25 protein-coding genes and 5 tRNA genes are annotated in these 25,384 nt (G+C 69.8%); 17 read left to right on the top strand and 13 right to left on the bottom strand.

What is annotated here, in order from left to right:
* Nucleotides 1–129: 129 nt before the first annotated feature.
* The 8 genes from ABZZ74_RS35475 to ABZZ74_RS35440 form a co-directional block, all read right to left on the bottom strand.
* A complete protein-coding gene (locus ABZZ74_RS35475; RefSeq protein WP_009314218.1) occupies nucleotides 130–711 on the bottom strand; it encodes an ATP/GTP-binding protein in 582 nt (193 codons plus the stop codon).
* Nucleotides 692–1,276 (bottom strand): DUF742 domain-containing protein, encoded by a 585-nt coding sequence (locus tag ABZZ74_RS35470; RefSeq protein WP_133046739.1) that lies wholly within the window; start codon nucleotides 1,274–1,276, stop codon nucleotides 692–694. The genes ABZZ74_RS35475 and ABZZ74_RS35470 overlap by 20 nt, the downstream gene beginning before the upstream one ends.
* A 94-nt stretch (nucleotides 1,277–1,370) precedes the next feature.
* The gene (locus ABZZ74_RS35465; protein ID WP_004983065.1) at nucleotides 1,371–1,784 is read right to left on the bottom strand and encodes a roadblock/LC7 domain-containing protein; all 414 of its coding nucleotides are present in this window, start codon (nucleotides 1,782–1,784) and stop codon (nucleotides 1,371–1,373) included.
* A gap of 10 nt (nucleotides 1,785–1,794) precedes the next feature.
* Nucleotides 1,795–5,091: a nitrate- and nitrite sensing domain-containing protein gene (locus ABZZ74_RS35460; protein WP_356772098.1), complete on the bottom strand. Its 3,297-nt coding sequence runs from the start codon at nucleotides 5,089–5,091 to the stop codon at nucleotides 1,795–1,797.
* Between the two features lie 387 nt (nucleotides 5,092–5,478).
* The gene (locus ABZZ74_RS35455) at nucleotides 5,479–6,054 is read right to left on the bottom strand and encodes an ATP/GTP-binding protein (RefSeq protein WP_133046741.1); all 576 of its coding nucleotides are present in this window, start codon (nucleotides 6,052–6,054) and stop codon (nucleotides 5,479–5,481) included.
* On the bottom strand, nucleotides 6,035–6,430 hold the full coding sequence (locus tag ABZZ74_RS35450; RefSeq protein WP_016432454.1) for a DUF742 domain-containing protein: 396 nt from the start codon (nucleotides 6,428–6,430) through the stop codon (nucleotides 6,035–6,037). The genes ABZZ74_RS35455 and ABZZ74_RS35450 overlap by 20 nt, the downstream gene beginning before the upstream one ends.
* Before the next feature lie 111 nt (nucleotides 6,431–6,541).
* Entirely contained in the window at nucleotides 6,542–6,955 is a 414-nt protein-coding gene (locus ABZZ74_RS35445; RefSeq protein WP_003973453.1) for a roadblock/LC7 domain-containing protein, read from the bottom strand.
* Nucleotides 6,956–6,964: 9 nt separating this feature from the next.
* On the bottom strand, nucleotides 6,965–10,798 hold the full coding sequence (locus ABZZ74_RS35440; RefSeq protein WP_356772096.1) for a nitrate- and nitrite sensing domain-containing protein: 3,834 nt from the start codon (nucleotides 10,796–10,798) through the stop codon (nucleotides 6,965–6,967).
* Nucleotides 10,799–11,374: 576 nt separating this feature from the next.
* Here ABZZ74_RS35440 and ABZZ74_RS35435 point away from each other — a divergent pair.
* From ABZZ74_RS35435 to gltX, 3 genes are all read left to right on the top strand, one after another.
* Nucleotides 11,375–11,563 carry a hypothetical protein gene (locus ABZZ74_RS35435; RefSeq protein ID WP_356772094.1) on the top strand — a complete coding sequence of 63 codons (189 nt, stop codon included), beginning with the start codon at nucleotides 11,375–11,377 and terminating at the stop codon, nucleotides 11,561–11,563.
* A 146-nt stretch (nucleotides 11,564–11,709) separates the two neighbouring features.
* A complete protein-coding gene (locus ABZZ74_RS35430; RefSeq protein WP_356772092.1) occupies nucleotides 11,710–12,495 on the top strand; it encodes a fumarylacetoacetate hydrolase family protein in 786 nt (261 codons plus the stop codon).
* Entirely contained in the window at nucleotides 12,488–13,972 is a 1,485-nt protein-coding gene (gene gltX, locus ABZZ74_RS35425; protein ID WP_356772090.1) for a glutamate--tRNA ligase, read from the top strand. The genes ABZZ74_RS35430 and gltX overlap by 8 nt, the downstream gene beginning before the upstream one ends.
* A 60-nt stretch (nucleotides 13,973–14,032) precedes the next feature.
* Here the strand turns inward: gltX and ABZZ74_RS35420 are convergent, their stop codons facing one another.
* The gene (locus tag ABZZ74_RS35420; protein WP_356772088.1) at nucleotides 14,033–14,317 is read right to left on the bottom strand and encodes a hypothetical protein; all 285 of its coding nucleotides are present in this window, start codon (nucleotides 14,315–14,317) and stop codon (nucleotides 14,033–14,035) included.
* A 25-nt stretch (nucleotides 14,318–14,342) separates the two neighbouring features.
* Between ABZZ74_RS35420 and ABZZ74_RS35415 the strand changes: the two genes are divergently transcribed.
* The 6 genes from ABZZ74_RS35415 to ABZZ74_RS35390 all read left to right on the top strand — a co-directional run bounded on the left by ABZZ74_RS35415 (nucleotide 14,343) and on the right by ABZZ74_RS35390 (nucleotide 15,654).
* Nucleotides 14,343–15,071 (top strand): HAD family hydrolase, encoded by a 729-nt coding sequence (locus ABZZ74_RS35415; protein WP_356772086.1) that lies wholly within the window; start codon nucleotides 14,343–14,345, stop codon nucleotides 15,069–15,071.
* A 91-nt stretch (nucleotides 15,072–15,162) separates the two neighbouring features.
* Nucleotides 15,163–15,234, top strand: a tRNA-Gln gene (locus ABZZ74_RS35410).
* 37 nt (nucleotides 15,235–15,271) lie between these two features.
* Nucleotides 15,272–15,344: transfer RNA gene (locus ABZZ74_RS35405), tRNA-Glu, on the top strand.
* A gap of 29 nt (nucleotides 15,345–15,373) precedes the next feature.
* Nucleotides 15,374–15,446, top strand: a tRNA-Glu gene (locus tag ABZZ74_RS35400).
* A 20-nt stretch (nucleotides 15,447–15,466) separates the two neighbouring features.
* A tRNA-Gln gene (locus tag ABZZ74_RS35395) sits at nucleotides 15,467–15,538 on the top strand.
* Between the two features lie 43 nt (nucleotides 15,539–15,581).
* Nucleotides 15,582–15,654: transfer RNA gene (locus tag ABZZ74_RS35390), tRNA-Glu, on the top strand.
* Nucleotides 15,655–15,704: 50 nt separating this feature from the next.
* Here the strand turns inward: ABZZ74_RS35390 and ABZZ74_RS35385 are convergent.
* A complete protein-coding gene (locus ABZZ74_RS35385; RefSeq protein WP_208784312.1) occupies nucleotides 15,705–16,349 on the bottom strand; it encodes a MerR family transcriptional regulator in 645 nt (214 codons plus the stop codon).
* A gap of 111 nt (nucleotides 16,350–16,460) precedes the next feature.
* Here ABZZ74_RS35385 and ABZZ74_RS35380 point away from each other — a divergent pair, with 111 nt between their 5' ends.
* Nucleotides 16,461–16,970: a DUF4188 domain-containing protein gene (locus ABZZ74_RS35380; RefSeq protein WP_356772083.1), complete on the top strand. Its 510-nt coding sequence runs from the start codon at nucleotides 16,461–16,463 to the stop codon at nucleotides 16,968–16,970.
* A 95-nt stretch (nucleotides 16,971–17,065) separates the two neighbouring features.
* Here ABZZ74_RS35380 and ndgR read toward each other — a convergent pair whose 3' ends face one another.
* Nucleotides 17,066–17,782 (bottom strand): IclR family transcriptional regulator NdgR, encoded by a 717-nt coding sequence (ndgR, locus tag ABZZ74_RS35375; protein WP_015036427.1) that lies wholly within the window; start codon nucleotides 17,780–17,782, stop codon nucleotides 17,066–17,068.
* A 190-nt stretch (nucleotides 17,783–17,972) separates the two neighbouring features.
* Between ndgR and leuC the strand changes: the two genes are divergently transcribed.
* From leuC to ABZZ74_RS35355, 4 genes are all read left to right on the top strand, one after another.
* Complete coding sequence (gene leuC, locus ABZZ74_RS35370) at nucleotides 17,973–19,403, top strand: 3-isopropylmalate dehydratase large subunit (RefSeq protein WP_356772081.1); 1,431 nt, start codon at nucleotides 17,973–17,975, stop codon at nucleotides 19,401–19,403.
* Nucleotides 19,404–19,408: 5 nt separating this feature from the next.
* Nucleotides 19,409–20,002 (top strand): 3-isopropylmalate dehydratase small subunit, encoded by a 594-nt coding sequence (leuD, locus tag ABZZ74_RS35365; RefSeq protein WP_356772079.1) that lies wholly within the window; start codon nucleotides 19,409–19,411, stop codon nucleotides 20,000–20,002.
* 266 nt (nucleotides 20,003–20,268) lie between these two features.
* Entirely contained in the window at nucleotides 20,269–20,499 is a 231-nt protein-coding gene (locus ABZZ74_RS35360; RefSeq protein ID WP_356772077.1) for a hypothetical protein, read from the top strand.
* A 137-nt stretch (nucleotides 20,500–20,636) separates the two neighbouring features.
* Nucleotides 20,637–21,251, top strand: coding sequence for an HU family DNA-binding protein (locus ABZZ74_RS35355; RefSeq protein WP_356772075.1), 615 nt, complete (start codon nucleotides 20,637–20,639; stop codon nucleotides 21,249–21,251).
* A gap of 75 nt (nucleotides 21,252–21,326) precedes the next feature.
* Here the strand turns inward: ABZZ74_RS35355 and ABZZ74_RS35350 are convergent, their stop codons facing one another.
* Both ABZZ74_RS35350 and cofC read right to left on the bottom strand, forming a co-directional pair.
* Nucleotides 21,327–21,530: a hypothetical protein gene (locus tag ABZZ74_RS35350; RefSeq protein WP_133046754.1), complete on the bottom strand. Its 204-nt coding sequence runs from the start codon at nucleotides 21,528–21,530 to the stop codon at nucleotides 21,327–21,329.
* Nucleotides 21,531–21,540: 10 nt separating this feature from the next.
* Nucleotides 21,541–22,179 carry a 2-phospho-L-lactate guanylyltransferase gene (gene cofC / locus ABZZ74_RS35345; RefSeq protein ID WP_356772073.1) on the bottom strand — a complete coding sequence of 213 codons (639 nt, stop codon included), beginning with the start codon at nucleotides 22,177–22,179 and terminating at the stop codon, nucleotides 21,541–21,543.
* Between the two features lie 182 nt (nucleotides 22,180–22,361).
* On the opposite strand from cofC, the gene ABZZ74_RS35340 reads away from it, so the two are divergent.
* Genes ABZZ74_RS35340 through ABZZ74_RS35330 form a run of 3 tightly spaced genes read left to right on the top strand, consistent with a single transcriptional unit; the run spans nucleotide 22,362 to nucleotide 25,347 of the window.
* Nucleotides 22,362–23,126, top strand: a complete 765-nt coding sequence (locus ABZZ74_RS35340) for a 1-acyl-sn-glycerol-3-phosphate acyltransferase (RefSeq protein WP_356772071.1) — start codon at nucleotides 22,362–22,364, stop codon at nucleotides 23,124–23,126.
* A complete protein-coding gene (locus ABZZ74_RS35335) occupies nucleotides 23,123–24,133 on the top strand; it encodes an NAD(P)H-dependent glycerol-3-phosphate dehydrogenase (RefSeq protein ID WP_356772069.1) in 1,011 nt (336 codons plus the stop codon). Before ABZZ74_RS35340 ends, ABZZ74_RS35335 begins: the two co-directional genes overlap by 4 nt.
* Nucleotides 24,134–24,192: 59 nt before the next feature.
* Nucleotides 24,193–25,347 carry a D-alanine--D-alanine ligase family protein gene (locus tag ABZZ74_RS35330; protein WP_356772067.1) on the top strand — a complete coding sequence of 385 codons (1,155 nt, stop codon included), beginning with the start codon at nucleotides 24,193–24,195 and terminating at the stop codon, nucleotides 25,345–25,347.
* Nucleotides 25,348–25,384: the final 37 nt, after the last annotated feature.

Here is a 25,384-nt window from a genome sequence, read left to right as displayed (position 1 = left end):
GCCCCCGGCGCCTCCGTCTCCTTCGGCTTCAACGGCACCGGCTCCGGCTCACCGAGCAACTGCACGCTGAACGGCGGCAGTTGTGACGGCGGTACCCTCCCGGAGGAGGGGCCCCCTTTGCAGGGATGGTTACCGCAGCCGAGCCATCAGCGCGTGCTCGACCAAGGTGATCAGCGCGGACTTCGCGTCCGCCCGATGCCGCGCGTCCGTCGTGATGATCGGCGTGTCCGGGCCGATCTGCAGCGCCTCACGCACCTCGTCCGGGTTGTACGGCTGCTGACCGTCGAACCCGTTCAGGGCGATCACGAAGGGCAGGCCGGAGTTCTCGAAGTAGTCGACCGCGGGGAAGCAGTCGGCAAGGCGCCTGGTGTCCACCAGGACGATCGCCCCGATGGCACCGCGGACCAGGTCGTCCCACATGAACCAGAAGCGGTCCTGACCCGGCGTACCGAAGAGGTACAGGATCAGGTCCTGGTCCAGGGTGATGCGGCCGAAGTCCATGGCGACCGTGGTGGTCGTCTTGTCTCCGGTGTGGGTGAGGTCGTCGATGCCTGCCGAAGCGGACGTCATGACGGCCTCTGTGCGCAGCGGGTTGATCTCCGAAACGGCCCCGACGAACGTGGTCTTGCCCACGCCGAAGCCACCCGCCACCACGATCTTCGCCGAGGTGGTGGAGCGGGAAGGACCGCCGCTAGAGCTTGCGAAGTCCACTGAGCACCCTTTCGAGCAGTGTCACGTCTGGCTGGCCGCCGGCGTTCTCGTCGCCGCCGGGCTGATGGATGGCGACCAGTCCCGCCTCCGCCAAGTCGGCGACGAGGATCCTGGCCACGCCGAGAGGGATGGTCAGCAGGGCGGAGATCTCCGCCACCGACTTGATTTCTCGGCAGAGGTTGCAGATCCGCTGATGCTCGGGCAGCTGGCCCTGCATCTGGTGCGGCTGCGCGGTGGTGTGCACCAGCGCCTCGATGGCGAGCTGGTAGCGCGGGCGCGTCCGGCCGCCGGTCATGGCGTACGGACGCACCAGGGGATTGTTCGACGCCCCCGCGGGCGCCGGCTCAGGAGAGCGTCGCTGCGGCTGTACGGGCTGGATACGCGGCGCCGGCGGCTGGTCGTACGGCGACGGCCCGGGGCCCTGCGGCGCGTACGGCTGCTGATGCCGCGGGCTCGGGGCGGAGGGGAAGTTGTAACGGTTCGGGTTCTGAGCACCGTCGCCGTGGCCCTGGGCAGGGCCGTACGACCAGTTGCCCGAATTCGAACCGCCTGGGGGTGTTGCCACTTTCTCCTCCTCCGACTGTGCCGGGCACCCATCCCTGTGGAGCCGCGTCCCGAAACCTTACGGCCCCGGGACGCCAAAACGCACCGTCTGTCTGTCAGTTGAGCAGGCTGCCCTGGAGCTCCGCACGGAGATCCGGAGTAAGGACCGTACCGGCACGGTCCACCAGAAGGGCCATCTCGTACCCGATGAGGCCGATGTCCGCCTCCGGGTGTGCGAGTACCGCGAGCGAGGAACCGTCGGAAATGGACATGATGAACAGGAATCCCCGCTCCATCTCCACAACCGTCTGGTTCACGCTGCCGCCCTCGAAGATGCGCGAGGCACCGGCGGTCAGCGAGGTCAGACCGGAGGCGACGGCCGCAAGCTGGTCGGCGCGGTCGCGCGGAAACCCTTCGGACATCGCCAGAAGGAGTCCGTCGGCGGAGACCACCACCGTGTGGGACACCCCCGGGGTGTTGTCCACGAAGTTGGTGATCAACCAGTTCAGGTTCTGTGCCGCCTGGCTCATCGGGCTCACACTAACGCTCCTGGTTGTAGGTGCTGTCAGAACCGAAGCCCTGACCGTTCGTTTCACTGCCTGCGCCGGCGCTGCGTCCGCGCTGGACGCCCCGACGCAGGTTGCTCAGCCTGCCCCGGACGTCCTCCGGGGCGCGGGAGACCGATGGGCCTCCCTGAGGGGTGCTCTCGGCGGCTCCCTCGATCAGGTTCGCCTTGGGCACCCGTCGCGGCAGTCCGGAGGAGGTGACCCCGCCCGCCTTGGGCTTGCGCAACTGCGCGGCCTGCTGCCAGCGTTCGTCGTTCGCCGAACGCCAGCTGCTGGTCTCGCCATTGTTCTCCGAAACCGGAGCGGGAACCGACGGCTCCTGGTTCACGTGCCGCGTGCCGTTCGAACCGCTGGTGCCGCTCGCGAAGGATCCGCGGCGGGGCAGCCCGGCGTCGGTCAGCTCGTGGACGGCGGAGGGGGCCGGTCCCGGACGGTCGAAGCCTACGCGTTCGTGCTCATCCGCGTCAGCGGCCTGCGCAGGTTCCGCTTCCGGAGCGTACTGGTCCGGGTAGCCGTTCTGGTAGCTGTCGGGCTGCGGCCAGTCGTCCTGGTAGCGGCGCTGCTCGAAGGCGGGGAAGGAGTCCGGGCCGGCGGCACGGGCGGCCGCGGGCTCCTCCTGGACCGGCTCCGAATACGTCGGCTCGGGGTAGCCCCCGTTGGACGAGAACGGGTCGTTCTGCGGCTGCGAACCGTTCGGCGCGAAGTACGGCTCCTCGTACGACGGCAGCTGGGTCGGCTCCTCGTACGAGGTGCGCTGCTCCTCGTACGGAGACTGCTGCTGCTCCTCGTACGCCGGGCGCGGGTCGAAGGTGCCGGTCCGCTGCTGCTCCGGGTAGCCGCCCTGGCCGTTGTCGTAGGCCTGCGGCGCGTCGAAGGCGTCCGCGTACGGCGAGGTCTCCGGCGACTCCTGCTCCGGGTGACCCTGGGTGCTCTGGGCCTCCAGGGCGGCCCGGCGCTCCTCGCGCATCAGCGAGCGGCCGACCGGGTCGAGCTCGCGGATGTCGTCGGGGACGTCGGAGTAGCGGCTGTCGTCGAAGCCGAGTTCCGCGGCCGTGCGCATCGGCAGGCCGGTGTTGAAGTCCTCGCCCTGGAAGTTCTGCTCCGGGATGATCTGCGAGACGGTGAACTCGTCGCGGTTCATCTGCTGCTCGCCGCCACCACCGTGGGTGATCGCGTCCGGCAGCATGACCAGCGAGGTGGTGCCGGCCTGCTCGCCGGAGGGGCGCAGCTGGACCCGGATGCCGTGCCGGTCGGACAGCCGGCCGACCACGAACAGGCCCATGCGCTGCGAGATCGCCGCGTCCACGGTGGGCGGGTTCGCGAGCTTGTGGTTGATGTCCGCGAAGTCCTCGGCGGTGAGGCCGATGCCCTTGTCGTGGATCTCGATCATGATGCGGCCGTCGGGCAGCCGGGTCGCGGTGACACGGACCTTGGTCTGCGGGGAGGAGAACGTCGTCGCGTTCTCCAGCAGCTCCGCCAGCAGGTGGACGAGGTCGGTGACCGCGCGGCCGTGGATCTCGGCCTCCGGGACGCCGGACAGCTCGATGCGCTCGTACTGCTCCACCTCGGAGGAGGCGGCGCGCAGCACGTCGACCAGCGGGACCGGCTGGTCCCAGCGGCGGCCGGGCTCCTCGCCGGCGAGGACCAGGAGGTTCTCGCCGTTGCGGCGCATACGGGTCGCGAGGTGGTCCAGTCGGAAGAGGTTCTCCAGCTGGTCCGGGTCGGCCTCGTTGTTCTCCAGGTCGGTGATCAGGGTCAGCTGGCCCTCGATCAGCGACTGGTTGCGCCGGGAGAGGTTGGTGAAGATCGCGTTGATGTTGCCGCGGAGCAGGGCCTGCTCGGAGGCGAGCCGCACCGCCTCGCGGTGGACCTGGTCGAAGGCGCGGGCGACCTCGCCGATCTCGTCCTTGGTGTGGATCGGGATCGGGGCGACCCGGGTGTCGACCCGGCCCGGGTCGGTGCGCGAGAGCTGGTCGACCAGCATCGGCAGACGCTGCTCGGCGATGCCGAAGGCGGCGTTGCGCAGCTGGCGCATCGAGCGGGACATCTGGCGGGCGACCGCGCCGGCCAGGATGAACGCGAGCAGCAGGGCGACGATGACGATGGCACCGGTGATCAGCGCGTCACGCTTGGCGTTGCCCGCGATGTCGGAGGCCTCGCTCACCGCGGTGTCGGCCTTGTCCTCCTCGAGCTTGCGGTACGCCTCGTACTTGAGGGTGGTACCGGCCCACCAGTTCTCCGCGGTGATGCCCTTCTGGGCGAGGACGGCGCGCGCGGACGGGTCTGTGCTCTGCAGCTGCGACATCGCCGTGATCATGTCGACCGGGTTGGACGGCGGCGGCACATACGTCTTGTTCTCGGCCGCGGCCTTCGCGGCGGCCTGCTTGACCAGGGCCGCCCCGTCGGTCTGCACCTTCGCCAGGGACTTGTTGAGCTTCGCGATGTCCTCGTCGGTGCCACCGGCCTGGTACTCCTGGATGGCGATGCCCTCCAGGTAGGCGTACGAGGTGAGGGCGGTGCGCTGGGTGGCCAGGCTGTCCTTGCCCGGGCCCGGGGCGACCAGCAGGTGCATGCCGATGGAGCGCTCCAGGGAGAGCGCGCCCTTGGCGAGTGCGATGGCGTAGACCGAGCGGCCGTAGCTGGTGATGTTGCCGGTGCCCAGGCCGAGCTCGTTGGAGAACTCCAGAAGGGGGTGCTCCAGGCCGACGTAGGCCTCTTCGGTCCCCACGCCCTTGAAGCTGGAGGTGTAGGCCTTGGCCCGCAGCGAGGTGAGTTCCGGCTCCACCTTGCGGAAGCGCTCCAGGCGACGCTCCAGGCCCGGCCGGTCGGGCATGTTCTGCGCGGCCTTGTCGAAGGCGTCCGCGGCGTCGTCCGTGGCCTTGCGGGCCGCGACGACCGTCGGGTCCTTCTGGCCCTTGCCCAGCAGCAGCGGCGCGGCGGTCACGTCACGCTCGTTGGTGACCGCGTTGCTGTAGCTCAGGGCGGCCCGGACCAGACGCGCGGTGTTCTCCGCGTCCTGGGCCTCCTGCCAGGTGTCGATCGAGTTCTTCACCTGGAAGCCGCCCATGACCAGACCCACGCCCACGGGTATGAGCAGGATCGCGTTCAGTCGGGTGGGCACCCGCCAGTTACGGGGGGAGAAACGGCCGCCGCTCGAGGCGGGAGCGGCCGCAGGCTCCGGTACGGACACAGGGGCGGGCGCCGCTCCGCGCGGCGGCGGGGTGAAGTTGCCCCGCGCCGACGGCTCGGGACCGTTCTTGCTTCGCCTCACTCGACCAACAACCTCTCGGCGGCGGGCACCAACGTTGTGCCGCAGTGTCTCAGAGCCCAGTACGCCATTGAGTACGCAGTACTACTGAGTACGTCTTTGACTTATAGGCAGTTCAGGCATTCCAGCACGAGGGCCAGCGCTCTTCCAAACAGCGGAAAGCGCGGATTCCATGTGATGTAAGCCCCAGATAAAACGGTCATAAAGAGCGAGCCCCGTCAAAAGACGGGGCCCATGTGTGCGCAGCGACACCAGGCGACGACCACGCGTGGCCGTACCACCCGATTCCTCTGCCGAAACGTTATGAACACCGGGGCCGACCGTGTCAAAGGCCACAGTCGGCTCCGGAGCGTCTACGACAACTGCCGTACGGCATGGTGGATTTGGGGGCTACCTCAGCCGTGCCATGAGAGCGTGCTCGACCAGTGTGATCAGCGCGCTCTTGGCATCGGCCCGGTGTCGGGCGTCCGTTGTGATGATGGGGGTGTCGGGGCCGATCTGCAAGGCCTCGCGCACCTCCTCGGGCTGGTACGGCTGATGCCCGTCGAAGCCGTTGAGCGCGACCACGAAGGGCAGACCGCTGTTCTCGAAGTAGTCGACCGCCGGGAAGCAGTCGGCCAGGCGCCGGGTGTCCACGAGCACCACCGCGCCGATCGCACCGCGCACCAGGTCGTCCCACATGAACCAGAAGCGGTCCTGACCGGGCGTGCCGAACAAGTACAGGATCAGGTCCTGGTCGAGCGTGATACGGCCGAAGTCCATGGCCACCGTGGTGGTGGTCTTGTCCCCGGTGTGGGTGAGGTCGTCGATGCCCGCGCTGGCGGACGTCATGACGGCCTCCGTGCGCAGCGGGTTGATCTCGGAGACCGCCCCCACGAACGTGGTCTTGCCGACGCCGAAGCCACCGGCGACGACGATCTTCGCGGAGGTGGTCGCCCGCCCTCCGTCAGAGCTTGCGAAGTCCACTGAGCACCCTTTCGAGCAGGGTCACGTCCGGCGCACCGGTCGTCTCGTCACCACCGGGCTGGTGGATCGCGACGAGTCCGGCCTCGGCCAGGTCCGCGACAAGAATCCGGGCCACGCCCAGCGGCATGGCCAGGAGCGCCGACACCTCGGCGACCGACTTCACCTCACGGCACAGGTGGCAGATGCGCTGGTGCTCCGGGAGCAGCCCCATGAGTGCTGCGGGGTCGGCCGTGGTGCTGATCAGTGCCTCGATGGCGAGCTGGTAGCGCGGCCGGGTCCGGCCGCCGGTCATCGCGTACGGACGTACCAGCGGCTGGTCGCCCTCATCCTCGTACGGCTCCGCGTACGGATCATGAGAGGCGGTGGGCGGGGTCATGAATCCTCCGGGCGGGACAGCAAGTCGGTCGGGCAAGCCGTCTGACGGGGCCGGTGGGGGGATTGTGGCGGCCGGACGGTGATGTGGTGAGGGGGGTGGATCCTGGGTGGGTCAGTGGAGCAGACTGCCCTGTAGTTCGGCCCGCAGGTCCGGTGTGAGGACCGCACCTGCCCGGTCGACGAGCAGCGCCATCTCGTAGCCGACCAGGCCGATGTCGCACTCGGGGTGCGCGAGCACGGCCAGGGACGAACCGTCCGAGACGGACATCAAAAACAGGAACCCGCGTTCCATCTCGACGACCGTCTGCGCCACGTTGCCGCCCTCGAAGATCCGGGAGGCCCCGGCGGTCAGCGAGGTGAGCCCGGACGCGACGGCCGCCAGCTGGTCGGCGCGGTCCCGCGGAAAGCCTTCCGACATCGCCAGAAGAAGACCGTCGGCGGAGACGACGACGGTGTGGGACACACCGGGGGTGTTGTCCACGAAGTTGGTGATCAACCAGTTGAGGTTCTGTGCCGCCTGGCTCATCTGGCTCAACTATCGCTCCTGCTGGTGAGTGGGGCTCGGGAAACTGCCGGTCTGGCCGGTACCGGCCTGGCGACCCTGCGCGATGCCCCGACGGAGATTGGTCAGCCGGCCGCGTACGTCGTCAGGCGCACGCGAGACCTGCGGACCGGCTTGGTGCTGTTGCTGCTGAGCCGTGCCCGGGACGAGGTTGGCCCGGGGCACCCGGCGCGGCAGACCGGAGGTGGTGACGCCGCCCGCGGCCGGCTGCCGTACGCGCTCCGCCTGCCGGACGAGGTCGTCGTTCGGGGAGGTGCGCCAGCCGCCGTTGGCCGCGGAACGCTGGGGGGCAGCCGCGGGAACCTGCGGCTGCTGGGGGGAGGAGCCGTTGCCGGGGCCCTGCCGCTCGCCCTGTCCGCCGTGGAACCAGTTGGTCTCCAGCGTGTCGTACAGCGGGGTGCGGCCGTCGCCCGGACCGGTCGCCGGCGGCAGTGCCTCGGGCTCCTGGCGGACGGGCCGCTGCTGCGGACGCGGCGGGACGGGCGGACGCGGGGCACCGAAGTCGGCGCCGCCGTTCTGCGGGCGCTCGAACTGGCCCGTGCCGTTGTGGTTCGGACGGCCCGGCAGCGAGTGCTGGCCGGTGGAGCTTGGGTCGAAGCCCGGCGCGGGGAACTGGCCGGTCGAGCCGCTGTCGAACGACGGGGTCGCGAACTGGCCGGTGTTCGCCGGGCTGTTCGGGTTGTTCCGGCCGTTCGGGGTGCCGAAGACATCCGAGCGGACGAACTGCCCCGGCTCCTGGGAGCCGCTGGCCCCCGGCTGCGGAGCTGCGAAGTCCTGTCGGCCGAACTGCCCGGTGTTCTGCGGGGAGTCGGCGCCCGGACGGTTGAACTGACCGGTGTTCTGCGGCGAGTCCGCGCCCGGACGGGCGAACTGGCCCGTGTGCTGCGGGTTGTTGGCCGCACCGAAGTCGGGACGCGGGAAGTCCGAGGTGGCGCCGGGACCGTGGCGGTTGTCGGACCGGCCGATCGCCGGCATCTCCGCCGTCGCGCCCGGACCGTGCCGGTCGTCGACGCGCGGCATCCGGGAGGTCTCGTCGTGCCCGCGCGGGGTGTCCAGCGAGGCGCGCGGCACCGGCGGCTGGGCGTTGTCGTCGCTCCAGCTCGGGGTGCGCTGCTGGTTGCCGCCCGGCAGCTCGGCCCGCGGACCACCGCGGCCCGGCAGCTGCGGCAGACGCCCACGCCGGCCGCGGCCCTCCTGCGGCTGCGGCTGCTCGGGGCCCGCGGACTGCGGCGGTACGGCGCCACGAGCGCCGCCGAAGCTGTCCTGACCCATGCCCGCCGCCTGCAGGCCCTGCGGCGCACCCGGCGCCTGGCCGAACCCGGCACCGGCGCCCGCGGGAGCCGGCCGGCCCTGCTGGGGAGACTGCGGTCCGCGCGCACCGCCCGGCGCACCCGGACGTCCGTTGCCACCGGCACCCGGCAGCGCGGCGCGCGGCCCCTGACCGGCTCCGAGCAGACCGCCACCGCCGGCCCCGGCGCCCGCACCGAGGGCACCGCCACCGGGACCGCCGGCCCCGAGAGCCGGACCACCCGGCGCACCGGCACCGGCCTGGCGCCGTGCCGCGGCCGCACCGGCGGCGGCCTGCGCCGCGGCCGGACCACCGGCACCGCCCGGGCCGCCCTGGCCCGGCTTGCCCTGCGGCTTCTTGCCGCCCTGGGCGACGTCCACGGGCAGCATGACCAGCGCGGTCGTACCACCGGAGTCGGACGGGCGCAGCTGGATGCGGATGCCGTGGCGCTGGGACAGTCGGCCGACCACGAACAGACCCATGCGGCGGGAGACGGAGACGTCCACGGTGGGCGGCGAGGCGAGCCGCTCGTTGATCGCCGCGAGGTCCTCGGGGGAGAGGCCGATACCGGTGTCGTGGATCTCGATCAGGACGCGGCCGTCGGGCAGCGCGTGACCGGTGACCTTGACCTTGGTCTGCGGCGAGGAGAACGAGGTCGCGTTCTCGAGCAGCTCGGCGAGCAGGTGCACGAGGTCGTTGACCACGCGGCCGGCGACCTCGGTGGTGGGCACGGCGGCCAGCTCGATGCGCTCGTACTGCTCCACCTCGGAGGCGGCGGCGCGGAGCACGTCGACCAGCGGGACCGGACGGGTCCACCGGCGGCCCGGCTCCTCACCGGCGAGGACGAGGAGGTTCTCACCGTTACGGCGCATACGGGTCGCGAGGTGGTCGAGCTTGAACAGCGAGGACAGCTGGTCCGGGTCGGCCTCGCGGGACTCCAGTTCGGAGATGAGCGAGAGCTGACGCTGGATGAGGCCCTGGGAGCGGCGCGAGAGGTTGGTGAACATCGCGTTGACGTTGCCTCGCAGCAGGGCCTGCTCGGCGGCGAGGCGGACCGCCTCGCGGTGGACGTCGTCGAAGGCCGCGGCCACCTGGCCGATCTCGTCCCGGGAGTGCACACCGACCGACTCGACGGAGGTGTCGACGTCCTGCGGGTCCGACTCCGACAGCTGCGCGACCAGCTCGGGCAGGCGGTCCTGGGCGACCTTGTTGGCGGTCTCCTGCAGCCGGCGCAGCGAGCGGATCATGGAGCGGGCGATGACGAAGGCGCCGACGAGGGAGACGCCGAGCACGAGCAGGATCAGCGCACCGGAGATGATCGCCTCGCGCTCGGAGGCGGAGCGCAGCGCGCGGGCCTTCTGCTCCATGTCCTCGAGCAGCGTGTGCTCGATCTTCTTCATCTGCTCGATCTTGGTCGAGCTGTCGTCCACCCAGTCCTGGTACGAGCGCTTGGGCAGGTCGTCCAGGCCGCCCTGGGAGGCGAGGGCACGGCTGGCGTACTTGTCGGTCGCCGTGATCGTCGCGTTGTTCTCCTCGATGGGCTTGAGGAGGGAGACGGCCTGCTCGGTGCCGTAGATGCTCTTGAAGCTGCGCAGGTCGGAGGTCTCGCTCTGCAGCGCCGACTGGGCGTACAGGCGGTCGTTCTCCGAGAGGTCACCGACGGCGGTGTTGTTCGCCGGCAGCGCCGCCGCGAGGACCGCGCGCTGCATGGACGCGTACTCCTTGGCGGAGGAGAACGCGGCCAGCGAGCGGGTGCGCTGGATCATCTCGGGGTTGCTGGTGGCCTCGGCCATGTCCTGCGAGAGGTCCAGCAGGTGGGTGATGAGGCGGTGGTAGGCCTCGACCGTCTGCGAGGAGTTGAGCTTGGTCTCGTAGGCGCCGGCGCGGATCTTCGACAGCGTCTCGAGGTCGCCGACCACACCGACGAGGCTGTCGCGGACGCCCTGGAGCGAGCCGTCCTTGCCGGAGGCGTCGATCTCCTCGGCCGCGTCGATGAAGTTGTTCTTGGCCCGGTCCGTCTTGTCCCGGTAGCCCTTGACCGTGTAGTCGCTGGACTTCGAGCCGTGCGCCAGCGGACCGGCGGACTGGTCGCGCTCCTCCTGGAGGGCGGCGGCCAGCTCGGTGGCCTGCTTGGTCATGTCCGTCAGCAGCTTCATGTTGTCGAGCTGCTGGATGTCGTTCATGTTGTCGCTGATGCGCAGCGCGCCCAGCGAGGTGGCGGCAACCACGGGGAGCGCGAGCAGCGAGACCAGACGCGTGGAGATGCGCCAGTTGCGCAGCGCGACGCGCGAGCCGGGGCCGCTCGGGCCCTTGGGCGGCTTGACCGGCGGGGTGGGGGCCGATGAACCCGAAGATGCCGACACGCCGGGGCGCCCGGGGCGCTCACCGCCGTCGCCGGACGGGGCCGGGCCCGGGTTCTGGGCGTGCTGGGGGGAGGAACTGCCTTTTCCGGGGCCAGTCCCGCCGTGCGGCTCCGGCTCCGCCGGAGCACTGCCATCCCTCTTGAAACGTCCCTGCACTAGCGTCGCAACCTCTGGACCAGGCGCCCCTCCGCGTGAACGGAAAGACACGGTGTCGGCGTTGTGGAAAGCGCCCTGAACGCGCCCCCCGGTAGTCGTGAGTGACCGGCGCTGGCTCCCCCGTTCTCGCCGCCACTCGGCGCTTCCTCGCGCCCCCTGTGCGCCGGCTCGATCCTGCGGCGGTCCGTGGCATTCCAGCACAGTGCCGGATCTCCAACAAGGCTCACGGACCATGCCGTGACCTACGTGACACCATGTGAGTGCCGGGTCACCGGACGTAGAGCCGGATCCGCGCCATAGCGGACAAATCCCCGCGAGTCCCTCGGCGGGTACGGGTGTCCCAGTCGCCATGATCAGGAGCGGAATGATGGCTTCAGGGAGTCAATGTCCGTTTCGTTGGGGTGGGTTGCGGGCCTGAATTGACCGGATTGCCCGTGACTCCGTGAGCAAACTCACATGCTGATCAAGGGGACTTCGCGGCTTCGGCGGGGAATTGGATGTTTAGCCTGACGCTTTACAAGAAGCAGGCAACTGCCAAACGCCCACCCGCGACTGACGACAAGGTCCAGTGCAACCGTGAAGACGACGATGATGTTCCGCAACATAGCCAACCCGCGGCGTACCACGCTGGCCCACCTCGAGGACGCCGACGCGCTGCAGATCCCCGAGCAGCAGGAGCACTCCGTCGATCTTCCCAGGCAGACCGCCAACCCCAGGCGCACCATCCTCGTGGACGTCCCCACCACCGCTTCTGTCGCGGACTAGTACGCACACCCAGCGTAGATCACTCAGGGCCTCCGCGATCTTTTCCCGGCGCCCCTGCGGGCGGTGATGCGCGAGGCGACTTCCTGCTGCCGCGTTAGCCTGGAGCATCAGACTCCAGCCGGCTCAGTGAGGGGCGCAAGGATCCCGTGCGCATCGCCAGATTCTCCATCGACGGGAACGTCGCCTTCGGCGTGGTCGAGGGCGACAGGCCCGACGAGCTCGTCCTCGACATCATCAAGGGCATCCCGTTCGCGGACTTCGAGCTCTCCGGCACGAAGGTCCCACTGAGCAAGGTCAGGCTGCTGCCGCCGGTGCTCCCCAACAAGGTCGTGGCCTTCGGCCGCAACTACGCGGAGCACGCGAGGGAGCTGGGCAACGAGGTCCCGGACGCGCCGTTCGCCTTCTTCAAGCCGTCGACGTCGGTCATCGGCTCCGGCGACGACATCCAGTACCCCTCCTTCTCCGAGGAACTGCACCACGAGGCCGAGCTGGCCGTGGTGATCGGCCGGCTGTGCCGCGAGGTCCCGCGCGAGCGCGTGGCCGACGTGATCTTCGGCTACACCTGCGCGAACGACGTCACCGCCCGTGACGTGCAGCGGCGCGAGAAGCAGTGGGCGCGGGCGAAGGGCTTCGACACCTCCTGCCCGCTCGGTCCCTGGGTGGAGACGGACCTCGACCTCGCCAGGGCGTCGGACCTGACCATCCAGCTCACCGTCAACGGCGAACAACGTCAGCTCGGCCGCACCAGCGAGATGATCCACCCCATCGAGGACCTGATCGTCAACATCTCCGAGGCCATGACGCTGCTCCCCGGCGACGTGATCCTCACGGGCACCCCGGCAGGCGTCGGGCCGCTCACCGTCGGCGACGAGGTCGCCGTCACCATCGAAGGCATCGGCACTCTCACCAACAAGGTTGTCAAGCGTGGCTAGCGCACCCGCCCCCGCCGTCCGAGTACGGTTCTGCCCCTCGCCCACCGGTAACCCCCATGTGGGCCTGGTCCGCACCGCCCTGTTCAACTGGGCCTTCGCCCGCCACCACCAGGGCACTCTCGTCTTCCGCATCGAGGACACCGACGCGGCCCGCGACTCCGAGGAGTCGTACAACCAGCTGCTCGAGGCCATGCGCTGGCTGGGCTTCGACTGGGACGAGGGCCCCGAGGTCGGCGGCCCGCACGCGCCGTACCGCCAGTCGCAGCGCATGGACCTCTACAAGGATGTCGCGGCCAAGCTGCTCGACGCCGGTCACGCCTACCACTGCTACTGCTCCCAGGAGGAGCTGGACACCCGCCGTGAGGCCGCCCGCGCCGCCGGCAGGCCGTCCGGCTACGACGGCCACTGCCGCGACCTCACCGGGGCGCAGGTCGAGGAGTACAAGGCGCAGGGCCGCACCCCGATCGTCCGCTTCCGCATGCCCGACGAGACGATCACCTTCACCGACCTGGTCCGCGGCGAGCTGACGTTCACCCCGGAGAACGTGCCGGACTACGGCATCGTCCGCGCGAACGGCGCCCCGCTGTACACCCTGGTCAACCCCGTCGACGACGCGCTGATGGAGATCACCCACGTCCTGCGCGGCGAGGACCTGCTCTCCTCCACCCCCCGCCAGATCGCCCTCTACAAGGCGCTGATCGAGCTCGGCATCGCGAAGCAGATCCCGGCCTTCGGTCATCTGCCCTACGTCATGGGCGAGGGCAACAAGAAGCTGTCCAAGCGCGACCCGCAGTCCTCGCTCAACCTCTACCGGGAGCGCGGCTTCCTGCCCGAGGGTCTGCTCAACTACCTCTCCCTGCTGGGCTGGTCGCTCTCCGCGGACCAGGACATCTTCTCCGTCGAGGAGATGGTGGCCGCCTTCGACATCGCGGACGTGAACCCCAACCCGGCGCGCTTCGACCTCAAGAAGTGCGAGGCGATCAACGCCGACCACATCCGGCTGCTGGACGTGAAGGACTTCACGGAGCGCTGCGCCCCGTGGCTCAAGGCACCGTTCGCCCCCTGGGCCCCCGCGGACTTCGACGAGTCCAAGTGGCAGGCGATCGCCCCGCACGCCCAGACCCGACTGAAGGTCCTCTCCGAGATCACCGACAACGTCGACTTCCTCTTCCTCCCCGAGCCGGTCTTCGACGAGGCGTCCTGGACCAAGGCGATGAAGGAGGGCAGCGACGCCCTGCTCCGTACGGCGCGCGAGAACCTGGAGTCGGCCGACTGGACCTCCCCCGAGGCCCTGAAGGAGGCCGTCCTGGCCGCCGGCGAGACCCACGGCCTGAAGCTCGGCAAGGCCCAGGCCCCGGTCCGCGTCGCCGTCACCGGCCGCACGGTGGGCCTCCCCCTCTTCGAGTCCCTGGAGATCCTGGGCAAGGAGAAGACGCTGGCGAGGATCGACGCGGCGCTGGAGAAGCTGGCGGCGTAGGTCACGCACCGCCGAAGGGGCGGCAACCGGAACTCCGGGTGCCGCCCCTTCGCCTTTCGGTCACTCCGCGTCGGCTTCGTCGATCAGGTAGGCGCTCTCGTCGAAGATCTCCAGCACGACGACGACCATGATCGCGCCGGCCACCACGTACTCCAGCATCACGCCGGGCGCGACGTACGCCTTGCGCAGATGCTCGTCGGGACCCAACGGGGCGGTCGCATGCTTCCGGAACGGGTCGCGCGCCAATATCCGCACGGCCTTGTCGAGGTGAGCCTGGCGCGAGGGAGGCAGCGCGTCGTAGGCCGCACGGGCCTCGACGGTGAACTGGACGCGATACTCGCTCATGCCCCGAGTGTGCCAGTCTGTGAGGGTGATCAGAGCCGTTGTCTGGGACGTCGACGACACCCTCTTCGACTACACCACCGCTGACCGTGTCGGCATGGGAGCCCATCTCGCCGCCGAGGGACTGCTGGAGGGGTACGCCACTGCGGCGGAGGCCGTCGTGCGCTGGCGGGAGATCACCGACCAGCAGTGGGCGCGGTTCTCGGCGGGCGAGGTCACCTTCGAGGGACAGCGCCGGGAGCGCATCCGTGTCTTCCTGGGCGAGGCGCTGAGCGACGCCGAGGCCGACGACTGGTTCGCGCGTTACCTGCGTCACTACGAGGCCGCCTGGGCCCTCTTCCCGGACGTCCTGCCCGTCCTGGACGCCCTCGCGGCCAGCCACCGGCATGCCGTGCTGTCCAACTCCAGCCTCACCGTCCAGGACCGCAAGCTGCGCGTCCTCGGCGTGCACAACCGCTTCGAGGTCATCCTGTGCGCCGCCGAACTCGGCGTCTCCAAGCCGGAGGCCGCCGCGTTCCTGGCCGCCTGCGACGCCCTGGGGCTGGCCCCGCACGAGGTCGCGTACGTCGGCGACCATCCGGAGATCGACGGGCGCGGTGCCGCCGAGGCCGGGCTGATGTCCGTGTGGATCGATCGCAACGGTGTGTACGCCGCCGGGGACGCCCCCACCGGCCCGCACCGCATCGCCTCCCTTGCCGAACTCCCCGCGGTCCTCGGCGCGGATACCCGTTTTGGAGCCCCGTCCACCTTCGGGTAATGTTCTTCCTGCGCCGCCGGGGAGCGGGCCGAAAGGCCGGAAACCGGAGGAGCAAACTAGAACAAGATCCCCGCAGGGGCTTGCGTTCCAGTGGCCTATGGTGTAATTGGCAGCACGACTGATTCTGGTTCAGTTAGTCTTGGTTCGAGTCCAGGTAGGCCAGCTCGCGGGTGTTTTGAATGAAGCACTGCACCCGCATCGCCCCCGTTGTGTAGCGGCCTAGCACGCTGCCCTCTCAAGGCAGTAGCGCCGGTTCGAATCCGGTCGGGGGTACTGATCTCGATCAACTCGGGATCGCTAGGGCCCCCGTTGTGTAGCGGCCTAGCACGCCGCCCTCTCAAGGCGGTAGCGCCGGTTCGAATCCGGTCGGGGGTACGAACTGGTCTAAACCACATTGGTCTATGGTGTAATTGGCAGCACGACTGATTCTGGTTCAGTTAGTCTTGGTTCGAGTCCAGGTAGACCAGCTCGGATCTGCGGCGTTGCACATCAAACGCTTGTAAGATCCACGCCCCCGTTGTGTAGCGGCCTAGCACGCCGCCCTCTCAAGGCGGTAGCGCCGGTTCGAATCCGGTCGGGGGTACACCAGGAAGGCCCTTCGCTTCGGCGGAGGGCCTTCCGCATGTCCGGGCCTCATTCGAACCCGTACCGCCGTGCCGACTCCTCCTCCTGGGCCAGCCGGTGCAGTGCCTGCAGGGCGGGCTCGTTGAGGATCGCCCCCAGGATCGCGAACTCGACCTGCTCCGCGTCCGACGGGTACGCCTCCATGTTGTCCAGGTCCAGAACGGCCGTCCGGTGCATCAACTCGGCGTACGGCGCGAGCTGTTCGGCTCCCCAGTCGAAGCCGAGCCGGCGGAACGCGGCCAGCGCCACCACCAGCGAGCGGTACGCGGGGGAGATGGACGTCAGCTGCTGGGCGTGCTGCCAGCCGAGCCGGTCCAGCAGCGCGCCGACCTCCCGGTGCGCGGCCCGCACGTACTCGTCGTCCTCGTCGGGCTCGGGCACCTGCGGCAGCGCCCACAGGGCCGCGCCCAGCCGGATCGTGCGGCCCAGGGAGTCGTCGTCGACGTGTCCCAGCACCTCGCGCACGGTCGCCACCGGCACCCGGCCGATCTGGATCATCGCGCGCACCAGTCGCAACCGGCGCAGGTGCTCCTCGTCGTACTCGGAGGTCGTCGCGTTGATCTGACGGCCCTGCGGCAACAGCCCTTCGCGCAGGTAGTACTTGATCGTCGCGACGGACACCCCGCTGCGGGTGCTCAGTTCGGCGAGCCGCATGTCTTGCGCTCCTTCTCGGATACCGGCACTATCCAATCATCGCTACTCGGATAGCGCTGCTCGCCAACCAGGGGAACCAACCAGAGGAACCAGCCAGGGGGAAGTGGTCACATGGTGTCCCGAACGACCGCCGACGCGAAGGGCGATGTCGTCGTCCTGCTGATCGGCATGCGGATCAATCAGTTCCGGGCCGTGCGTCTGTGGCTCCCGGTGATGCTGGCGATGCTCCGCATGCTGCGCGAGCTGGTGAAGGCCCCGGAGCGGGGACTGCTCGCCCACGTCCTGCTGACGGCCTCGCCGCGCACGTACTACGTCGTGCAGTACTGGGAGTCCAAGGAGAAGCTGTACGCCTACGCGACCGCGCCGGACGCCTTCCACCACAAGGCGTGGGCCGCGGTCAACCACAAGGAACGCACCGGAAAGCTGCGTGGGCAGGTCGGCATCTGGCACGAGACGTACATCGTGCCCGAGGGGTCGTACGAGGCGATCTACGGCGACATGCCCGCGTTCGGGCTGGCCGCCGCGCACGGGCAGATCCCGCTGGAGAGGCGCGGGCGGTACGCGAAGGACCGGTTCGCCCACCGCTCGCAGCAGCCGCCGGTGGCGGAGAAGACCAGCTGAGACAGGGGGAGCACAGGGGGACGGGGGAGCGGGGAGGGTCTGCCGCGGCGTTGAGGCGGGCTCTCCCCGTTGACGTTCCCGTGCGTGCCCGCACGTCAGCCGGTGCGGCGCAGGGCCTCCGACAGACGGGCGGCGGCGTCGATGACGGCTTGGGCGTGCATACGGCCGGGGTGGCGGGTCAGGCGCTCGATGGGGCCGGAGACCGAGACGGCGGCCACCACGCGGTTGGACGGGCCGCGTACGGGCGCCGAGACGGAGGCGACGCCCGGCTCGCGCTCGCCGATGGACTGCGCCCAGCCGCGGCGCCGTACGCCCGACAGGGCCGTCGCCGTGAAGCGGGCGCCCTGCAGGCCGCGGTGGAGGCGCTCGGGCTCCTCCCAGGCCATCAGGATCTGCGCGGAGGAGCCGGCCTTCATGGTGAGCGTCGAGCCGACCGGGACGGTGTCCCGAAGGCCGGAAAGCCGCTCCGCCGCGGCGACGCAGATGCGCATGTCGCCCTGGCGGCGGTAGAGCTGGGCGCTCTCGCCCGTGACGTCACGCAGATGCGTGAGCACCGGGCCGGCCGTCGCGAGCAGGCGGTCCTCGCCGGCCGCGGCCGCGAGCTCGGCCAGCCGGGGGCCGAGAATGAAACGGCCCTGCATGTCGCGTGCCACCATGCGGTGGTGCTCCAGGGCCACGGCCAGTCGATGGGCCGTCGGTCGTGCCAGTCCGGTGGCCGCCACCAGTCCCGCGAGGGTGGCCGGACCGGACTCGAGGGCGCTCAGGACAAGGGCTGCCTTGTCCAGAACGCCGACGCCGCTACTGTTGTCCATGCAACGATACTCACGTCTCACTCTGTGAAACGCAAGTTCCTTTTTTCGTGAGACGCGCAACCCTTGTATCCACAGCGGCCCGCTGACCGAACGGGCCGGATGACGGACGCCCGTGAACAGGGGCCGGGTGCACCGTCTCCTCAAGATCTCTAGTTGGGCCGGTGGACGTTTGCCGGCCGGAGGGAAAGCGATGGGTAGGACACTCGCGGAGAAGGTCTGGGACGACCACGTCGTCCGGCGCGCCGAGGGCGAGCCCGACCTCCTCTTCATCGATCTCCACCTCCTGCACGAGGTGACCAGCCCGCAGGCCTTCGACGGCCTGCGTCAGAACGGCCGCCCGGTGCGCCGTCTCGACCTCACCATCGCGACCGAGGACCACAACACCCCGACCCTCGACATCGACAAGCCGATCGCGGACCCGGTCTCCCGGGTCCAGCTGGAGACGCTGCGCAAGAACTGCGCCGAGTTCGGGGTACGGCTGCACCCGCTGGGCGACGTCGAGCAGGGCGTCGTGCACGTCGTCGGCCCGCAGCTGGGCCTGACCCAGCCCGGTACGACGGTCGTCTGCGGTGACTCGCACACCTCCACGCACGGTGCCTTCGGCGCGCTGGCGTTCGGCATCGGCACCTCGCAGGTCGAGCACGTGCTGGCCACCCAGACGCTGCCGCTGGCCCGCCCGAAGACCATGGCGATCACGGTCGAGGGCGAGCTGCCCGAGGGCGTCACCGCCAAGGACCTGATCCTGGCGATCATCGCCAAGATCGGTACCGGCGGCGGCCAGGGCTACATCCTGGAGTACCGCGGCTCCGCCATCGAGAAGCTCTCGATGGAGGCCCGGATGACCATCTGCAACATGTCGATCGAGGCCGGTGCCCGCGCGGGCATGATCGCCCCCGACGAGACGACCTTCGCCTACCTCAAGGGCCGTCCGCACGCCCCCGAGGGCGAGGAGTGGGATGCGGCCGTCGCGTACTGGAAGACGCTGAAGACGGACGAGGACGCCGAGTTCGACGCCGAGGTGGTCATCGACGCCGCCTCGCTGTCGCCGTTCGTCACCTGGGGCACCAACCCCGGCCAGGGCGCGCCGCTTTCGGCGTCCGTCCCCGACCCGGCTTCGTACGAAGACGCTTCGGAGCGCCTCGCCGCCGAAAAGGCCCTGGAATACATGGGGTTGGCGGCCGGACAGCCGCTGCGCTCCATCAACGTGGACACCGTCTTCGTAGGTTCTTGCACGAACGGCCGCATCGAGGACCTGCGGGCCGCGGCCGAACTCCTCAAGGGCCGCAAAGTCGCCGACGGCGTACGGATGCTGGTCGTCCCGGGCTCTGCGCGCGTGGGTCTGCAGGCCGTCTCCGAGGGCCTGGACGTCGTCTTCAAGGAGGCCGGCGCCGAATGGCGGCACGCGGGCTGCTCGATGTGTCTCGGCATGAACCCCGACCAGCTGGCCCCGGGCGAGCGCTCCGCCTCCACCTCCAACCGCAACTTCGAGGGACGGCAGGGCAAGGGCGGTCGTACGCACCTGGTCTCGCCGCAGGTCGCCGCCGCGACCGCCGTGCTGGGCCACCTGGCCTCGCCCGCCGACCTGACCGACGTAACCGCCGCCGCGCCCGCTGGAGTCTGAGAGTCATGGAAGCATTCACCACGCACACCGGCCGGGCCGTCCCGCTGCGCCGCTCCAACGTCGACACCGACCAGATCATCCCTGCTCACTGGCTCAAGAAGGTGACCCGGGACGGTTTCGAGGACGGGCTGTTCGAGGCCTGGCGCAAGGACGAGAACTTCATCCTCAACCGCCCGGAGCGCAAGGGCGCCACCGTCCTGGTCGCAGGCCCGGACTTCGGCACCGGCTCCTCCCGTGAGCACGCGGTGTGGGCGCTGCAGAACTACGGCTTCAAGACCGTGATCTCCTCCCGGTTCGCCGACATCTTCCGCGGCAACTCGCTGAAGAACGGCCTGCTCACCGTGGTTCTGGAGCAGAAGATCGTGGACGCCCTGTGGGAGCTCACCGAGAAGGACCCCGAGGCGGAGATCACCGTCGACCTCGAGGCCCGCGAGGTGCGCGCCGAGGGGATCATCGCCTCCTTCGAGCTGGACGAGAACTCCCGCTGGCGGCTGCTGAACGGGCTGGACGACATCTCCATCACCCTCCAGAACGAGGCGGACATCGCCGCCTACGAGGCGAAGCGTCCCTCCTACAAGCCGAAGACGCTCCAGGTCTGAGCCCAGGCCCCCTCCGGAGCATCTGAACACGGCTGGTTTCAGCCACCCAGTACCCCCGATCAGCCCGATCGGGGGTACTGCCATGTCTGCACCCGATCGGCCCCCGCGTGGCTCTTGGACTACGTTCAACTTCCCACGTTAGAAAGGGGGTTGCCGGGGTACGCGAGGGTTGTAGCCGTGACTTCCGCAGACGCCAGGACGGCCGTTTGAGGTGGCAGTTGCCCCCTGGGCAGGCGACAACTCGCCCCAGATGGCACAATCTGTGCATGGAACACGACGGCCAACTCGAGCTCTATGCGGCGGTCGCGGGCCAACTCAAGGAAGCGCACGCAAGAGTGCGCGCACTGCAAGTCCCGGAGGGCGTACGGATGGCGCTGACCCGGAAGCTGCTGGTCATTACGGCCGCGGCCAAGCACGATCTCGCCGACGCGGCAAGGCGTCTGGAGGCGTTCGGAGCGGACCTCGACGAGGGGCGAATCCCCGAAGAGGACCACTGATCGCAGCCGGGGCAGTCGAGTTCGTTGCGGCGCACGGGTGATTAGCCCGTTTCGTGTTTGATTTGCGGTATATATCTGCCTAACGTGCGAAAAAGCTTGAACACTTTCGTTCTGGCGATGTCTCCGAAGGGGAAGACGTGAACAAGGCGCAGCTCGTAGAAGCGATTGCCGACAAGCTCGGCGGCCGCCAGCAGGCAGCCGACGCTGTCGACGCGGTCCTGGACGCCATCGTCCGCGCGACCGTCGGGGGTGACCGGGTCTCGGTCACCGGCTTCGGTTCGTTCGAGAAGGTCGACCGTCCGGCCCGCTACGCCCGCAACCCCCAGACGGGCGAGCGGGTTCGGGTCAAGAAGACCTCCGTTCCGCGCTTCCGCGCGGGCCAGGGCTTCAAGGACCTGGTCAGCGGCTCGAAGAAGCTCCCCCGCGGCGGCGAGGTCGCCGTCAAGAAGGCGCCCAAGGGCAGCCTGACCGGCGGTGCTTCGACGACCGTGAAGAAGGCCGCGGCGAAGAAGGCGACCACGAAGGCGGCCGCCGCGAAGAAGACCACCGCGAAGAAGACGGCGGCCAAGAAGACCACGGCCACCGCCAAGAAGACCACCGCGAAGAAGACGACGGCCAAGAAGACCACGGGCGCCGCCAAGACCTCCGCGGCGAAGAAGACCACCGCCAAGAAGGCGACGGCCAAGAAGGCGCCGGCCAAGAAGTCGGCCGCCCGCAGCACCGCCAAGAAGGCCACGGCCCGCACCAGGTAAGGGCACAGGGGCACTCACGCGCCGGGCCGGACTCCCCGTGGAGTCCGGCCCGCGGCGCGTTGTGGGGCGGCCGGGTCAGAAGGTCTGCAGCGTCACCAGAGTGATGTGCGGGCCGTCCTCGGCTCCCTCGACCTCGATCCGTACCCGCTGACCGGGCCTGAGCAGCCTCAGCCCGCCGGCGTCGAACGCCTCGGCGTCGAATGGGACGGGGGTTCCGTCGTCGAGCAGCACACTGCCGCTGCGCGTATCGGCGTCGTAGGTGTACGCGGTCGCCTGCATGAAACGCAGCCTACTGTCCCGGGATCAGCAGCCGCGCGGCCACGGCCGCCGTCCGGGGACCCACCCCGAGGGCCAGCGCGGCCCGCAGATCGTCGCCGGTGTCCACGTCCTGGCGCACCGAGTCCACGCCGTCGAGCGCCAGTTCCACGGCGCCGGACGCACGATGCCGGGCCCGGGAATCCGTACCGAATGCCGGCAGCAATTCCCGGCCCGGGGCAGCGGCCAGCAGAGTGGTGCCGATATTCGCGGCGTCCGGCATGAATGCGCGCGGGAATTCCGCCGCCGCGTCGAGGGCCCGGGCCAATTCCAGGGAGCGCAGCGCCGGGAGGTCGGCGTTCAGGGCGGCCACCGGGGTGTCGGGCCGGTCGGCGCGCACGGCGGCCGCCCCGTGCGCCAGAGCCGCGTTCAGCCCGCCGCGCGGCTCGTCGGTGACGACACGGGCGCCCAGCGCGGCCAGCTCGCGGCCGGCCAGGGCGTCGTCCGTGACGACCGCCACATCCTTCACCGCCGGACAGGCCAGCGCCACGGCCACCGTGTCCTGGGCGAACGCGAGGGCGAGCCCCGGGCGCACCCCGTCGTGGGCGGTGTCCGAGAGCCTGCTCTTGGCACGCGCCAGGGGCTTCACGGGTATGACCAACGTCCACTGCACGAGCGTTCCGTCCCTCTCTTGTCGCGGCCATTGTCACTCAGCCGTCACCTGGGCCATCTGGTGGTCCGGGCGTCGGGGCGTACGGTGTTCTCGACAGACCGGCGGCCTGGGGCGACACTTGTGCGGCCCCCCGGCCCGATGTACCGGGCCGACGTCCTTGGCCCCTAGAGGAAGGTGCGCGCGTGCCCCGCCGCAGAATCGGCTTCTGGTACCGCTTCGCCGCGGTGCTCTGCAAACCGCCGCTGGTGGTTCTGATCAAGCGGGATTGGCGCGGAATGGAGCACATTCCGGCCGAGGGCGGATTTATCACCGCGGTGAACCACAATTCCCATGTGGACCCCTTCGCGTACGCGCACTACCAGTACAACACCGGACGCGTCCCGCGATTCCTCGCGAAGAGCGGGCTTTTCAAGAAGGGATTCGTCGGTGCCGCGATGCGCGGCACCGGACAGATCCCCGTCTACCGCGAGTCCACCGACGCGCTCAGCGCCTTCCGTGCCGCGGTCGACGCCGTGGAGCGCGGCGAGTGCGTGGTGTTCTACCCCGAGGGAACGATCACTCGCGACCCCGACGGCTGGCCCATGACCGCCAAGACCGGTGCGGCGCGCGTCGCCCTGCAGACCCGGTGCCCGGTCGTCCCCATCGCCCAGTGGGGCGCCAACGAACTGCTGCCGCCGTACAGCACCAAGCCGCACATCCTGCCGCGCAAGACCCACCACGTGCTCGCGGGCCCGCCCGTGGACCTCACGCGGTTCTACGGCAAGGAGATGACCGCGGACGTGCTCAGGGAGGCCACCGAGGTCATCATGGCCGCGATCACCCGCCTGCTGGAGGAGATCCGCGGCGAGAAGGCGCCCGAGACGCCGTACGACCCGCGCCGCGAGCGCATCGAGCAGCGGCGCAGGACCCAGGCGCAGTCCGGTCACGAGGAGGAGACGAGCAAGTGAGCAGGCCCGTCAAGGCGGCGGTCTTCGGTACCGGTTCATGGGGCACCGCCTTCGGCGTCGTGCTCGCCGACGCGGGCTGCGACGTGACCCTCTGGGGCCGCCGCGCCGAACTCGTCGAAGCGGTCAACTCCTCGCGTACGAACCCCGACTACCTTCCCGGAGTCGAACTCCCGGAGAACCTCCGGGCGACCGCGGACGCCGCCGAGGCCGCGCGCGACGCCGACTTCACGATACTGGCGATCCCCTCCCAGACCCTGCGCGCCAACCTCGCCGACTGGGTCCCGCTGCTCGCCCCGGACACGGTCCTCGTCTCCCTCATGAAGGGCGTCGAACTCGGCTCCGCCATGCGGATGAGCGAGGTGATCGAGGACGTCGCCAAGGTCGGCGCGGACCGTGTCGCCGTCGTCACCGGGCCCAACCTCGCCCGTGAGATCGCCGCCCGGATGCCGGCCGCCGCCGTGGTCGCCTGCACCGACGAGGCGGTGGCCCAGCGGCTCCAGGCGGCCTGTCACACGCCGTACTTCCGGCCCTACACGAACACCGACGTGGTCGGCTGCGAACTGGGCGGCGCGGTCAAGAACGTCATCGGGCTCGCGGTCGGCATCGCGGACGGCATGGGGCTCGGCGACAACGCCAAGGGCTCGCTCATCACGCGCGGCCTCGCCGAGACCACGCGGCTCGGGGTCGCGCTGGGCGCCGACCCGCTGACCTTCTCCGGACTCGCCGGCCTCGGCGACCTGGTGGCCACCTGCTCCTCGCCGCTGTCCCGCAACCACACGTTCGGCACCAACCTCGGCAAGGGCATGACCCTGGAGGAGACCATCGCGGTCACCAAGCAGACCGCGGAGGGCGTCAAGTCCTGCGAGTCGGTGGCGGATCTGGCCCGCCGGCACGGTGTGGAGATGCCGATCACGGAGACGGTCGTCGACATCGTGCACGAAGGCAAGCCGCCCGTCGTGGCGTTGAAGGAACTGATGTCGCGCAGCGCGAAGCCGGAACGACACTGAGCGACCCCCCGGGGCGCACGCTGTCTCAGGGCACTACCAACGGGTACTCTCAACGCGATATGAGCACCGAGAACCTTCCCCAGAGCCCTGAGCAGCCGCCTCGCAAGCCGCGCGTGGCCGTCGTGTTCGGCGGGCGCAGCTCCGAACACGGGATCTCCGTGGTCACCGCCGGCGCCGTCCTCAAGGCCATCGACCGGACGAAGTACGACGTCCTGCCGATCGGCATCACGCGGGAAGGCCGCTGGGCCCTGACCGCCGACGAGCCGGACCGCATGGCGATCACCGACCGCCGTACCCCGGAGGTCGAGGACGTGGCCGAGTCGGGCGAGGGCGGCGTGGTGCTCCCCCTCGACCCCGGCAACCGCGAAGTCGTCGTCAGCGAGCCCGGATCGGTGCCCAAGGCGCTCGGCGAGGTCGACGTGGTCTTCCCCGTCCTGCACGGCCCGTACGGCGAGGACGGCACCCTGCAGGGCCTGCTGGAGCTCTCCGGTGTCCCGTACGTGGGCGCGGGGGTGCTCGCCTCGGCCGTCGGCCAGGACAAGGAGTACATGAAGCGGGTGTTCACCTCCTTCGGGCTGAAGGTCGGCCCGTACGTGGTGATCCGGCCCCGGGAGTGGGAGCGGGACGAGTCCGCGGCCCGCAGGAAGATCGTGGACTTCGCCGGCGAGCACGGCTGGCCGCTGTTCGTGAAGCCCGCGCGCGCGGGTTCGTCGATCGGCATCACCAAGGTCGACGACCTGTCCGGCCTGGACGAGGCGATCGCGGAGGCTCAGCGCCACGACCCGAAGATCCTGGTCGAGGCGGCGGTGGTGGGGCGCGAGATCGAGTGCGGGGTGCTGGAGTTCGAGGACGGTCCGCGGGCCTCCGTCCCCGCGGAGATCCCGCCGCCGGACGCGCACGCGTACTACGACTTCGAGGCCAAGTACATCGACTCGACCCCGGGGATCGTGCCGGCGCCCCTGACCCCGGAGGAGACGGCCGAGGTCCAGCGCCTGGCGGTGGATGCCTTCGAGGCGGCCTCCTGCGAGGGCCTGGTGCGCGCGGACTTCTTCCTCACCGACGAGGGCTTCGTCATCAACGAGATCAACACCCTGCCCGGTTTCACGCCCATCTCGATGTACCCGCAGATGTGGCAGGCGAGCGGCATCGGCTACCCGGAACTGGTGGACCGGCTCATCCAGGCGGCCCTGCGCAGGTCGACCGGCCTTCGCTAGTCGGGCACAGCTAGTCGGGCACAGCCAGTCGGGCACA

It is taken from the genome of Streptomyces sp. NPDC006476, assembly GCF_040612015.1.
Lineage (GTDB): Bacteria > Actinomycetota > Actinomycetes > Streptomycetales > Streptomycetaceae > Streptomyces > Streptomyces griseorubiginosus_B.
The sequence above is the reverse complement of the archived record's forward strand: the minus strand, read 5'-3'. Positions and strand labels throughout refer to the sequence as shown.

Excerpts from the sequence above, each read along its gene's own strand:
- ABZZ74_RS35420 (WP_356772088.1), bottom strand. The coding sequence starts at position 14,317 with ATGAGCGAGTATCGCGTCCAGTTCACCGTCGAGGCCCGTGCGGCCTAC.
- ABZZ74_RS35385 (WP_208784312.1), bottom strand. The coding sequence starts at position 16,349 with ATGCGGCTCGCCGAACTGAGCACCCGCAGCGGGGTGTCCGTCGCGACG.
- ABZZ74_RS35360 (WP_356772077.1), top strand. The coding sequence starts at position 20,269 with ATGGAACACGACGGCCAACTCGAGCTCTATGCGGCGGTCGCGGGCCAA.
- ndgR (WP_015036427.1), bottom strand. The coding sequence starts at position 17,782 with ATGGACAACAGTAGCGGCGTCGGCGTTCTGGACAAGGCAGCCCTTGTC.
- ABZZ74_RS35450 (WP_016432454.1), bottom strand. The coding sequence starts at position 6,430 with ATGACCCCGCCCACCGCCTCTCATGATCCGTACGCGGAGCCGTACGAG.
- ABZZ74_RS35330 (WP_356772067.1), top strand. The coding sequence starts at position 24,193 with ATGAGCACCGAGAACCTTCCCCAGAGCCCTGAGCAGCCGCCTCGCAAG.
- ABZZ74_RS35465 (WP_004983065.1), bottom strand. The coding sequence starts at position 1,784 with ATGAGCCAGGCGGCACAGAACCTGAACTGGTTGATCACCAACTTCGTG.
- ABZZ74_RS35350 (WP_133046754.1), bottom strand. The coding sequence starts at position 21,530 with ATGCAGGCGACCGCGTACACCTACGACGCCGATACGCGCAGCGGCAGT.
- leuD (WP_356772079.1), top strand. The coding sequence starts at position 19,409 with ATGGAAGCATTCACCACGCACACCGGCCGGGCCGTCCCGCTGCGCCGC.
- ABZZ74_RS35380 (WP_356772083.1), top strand. The coding sequence starts at position 16,461 with ATGGTGTCCCGAACGACCGCCGACGCGAAGGGCGATGTCGTCGTCCTG.
- ABZZ74_RS35445 (WP_003973453.1), bottom strand. The coding sequence starts at position 6,955 with ATGAGCCAGGCGGCACAGAACCTCAACTGGTTGATCACCAACTTCGTG.
- leuC (WP_356772081.1), top strand. The coding sequence starts at position 17,973 with ATGGGTAGGACACTCGCGGAGAAGGTCTGGGACGACCACGTCGTCCGG.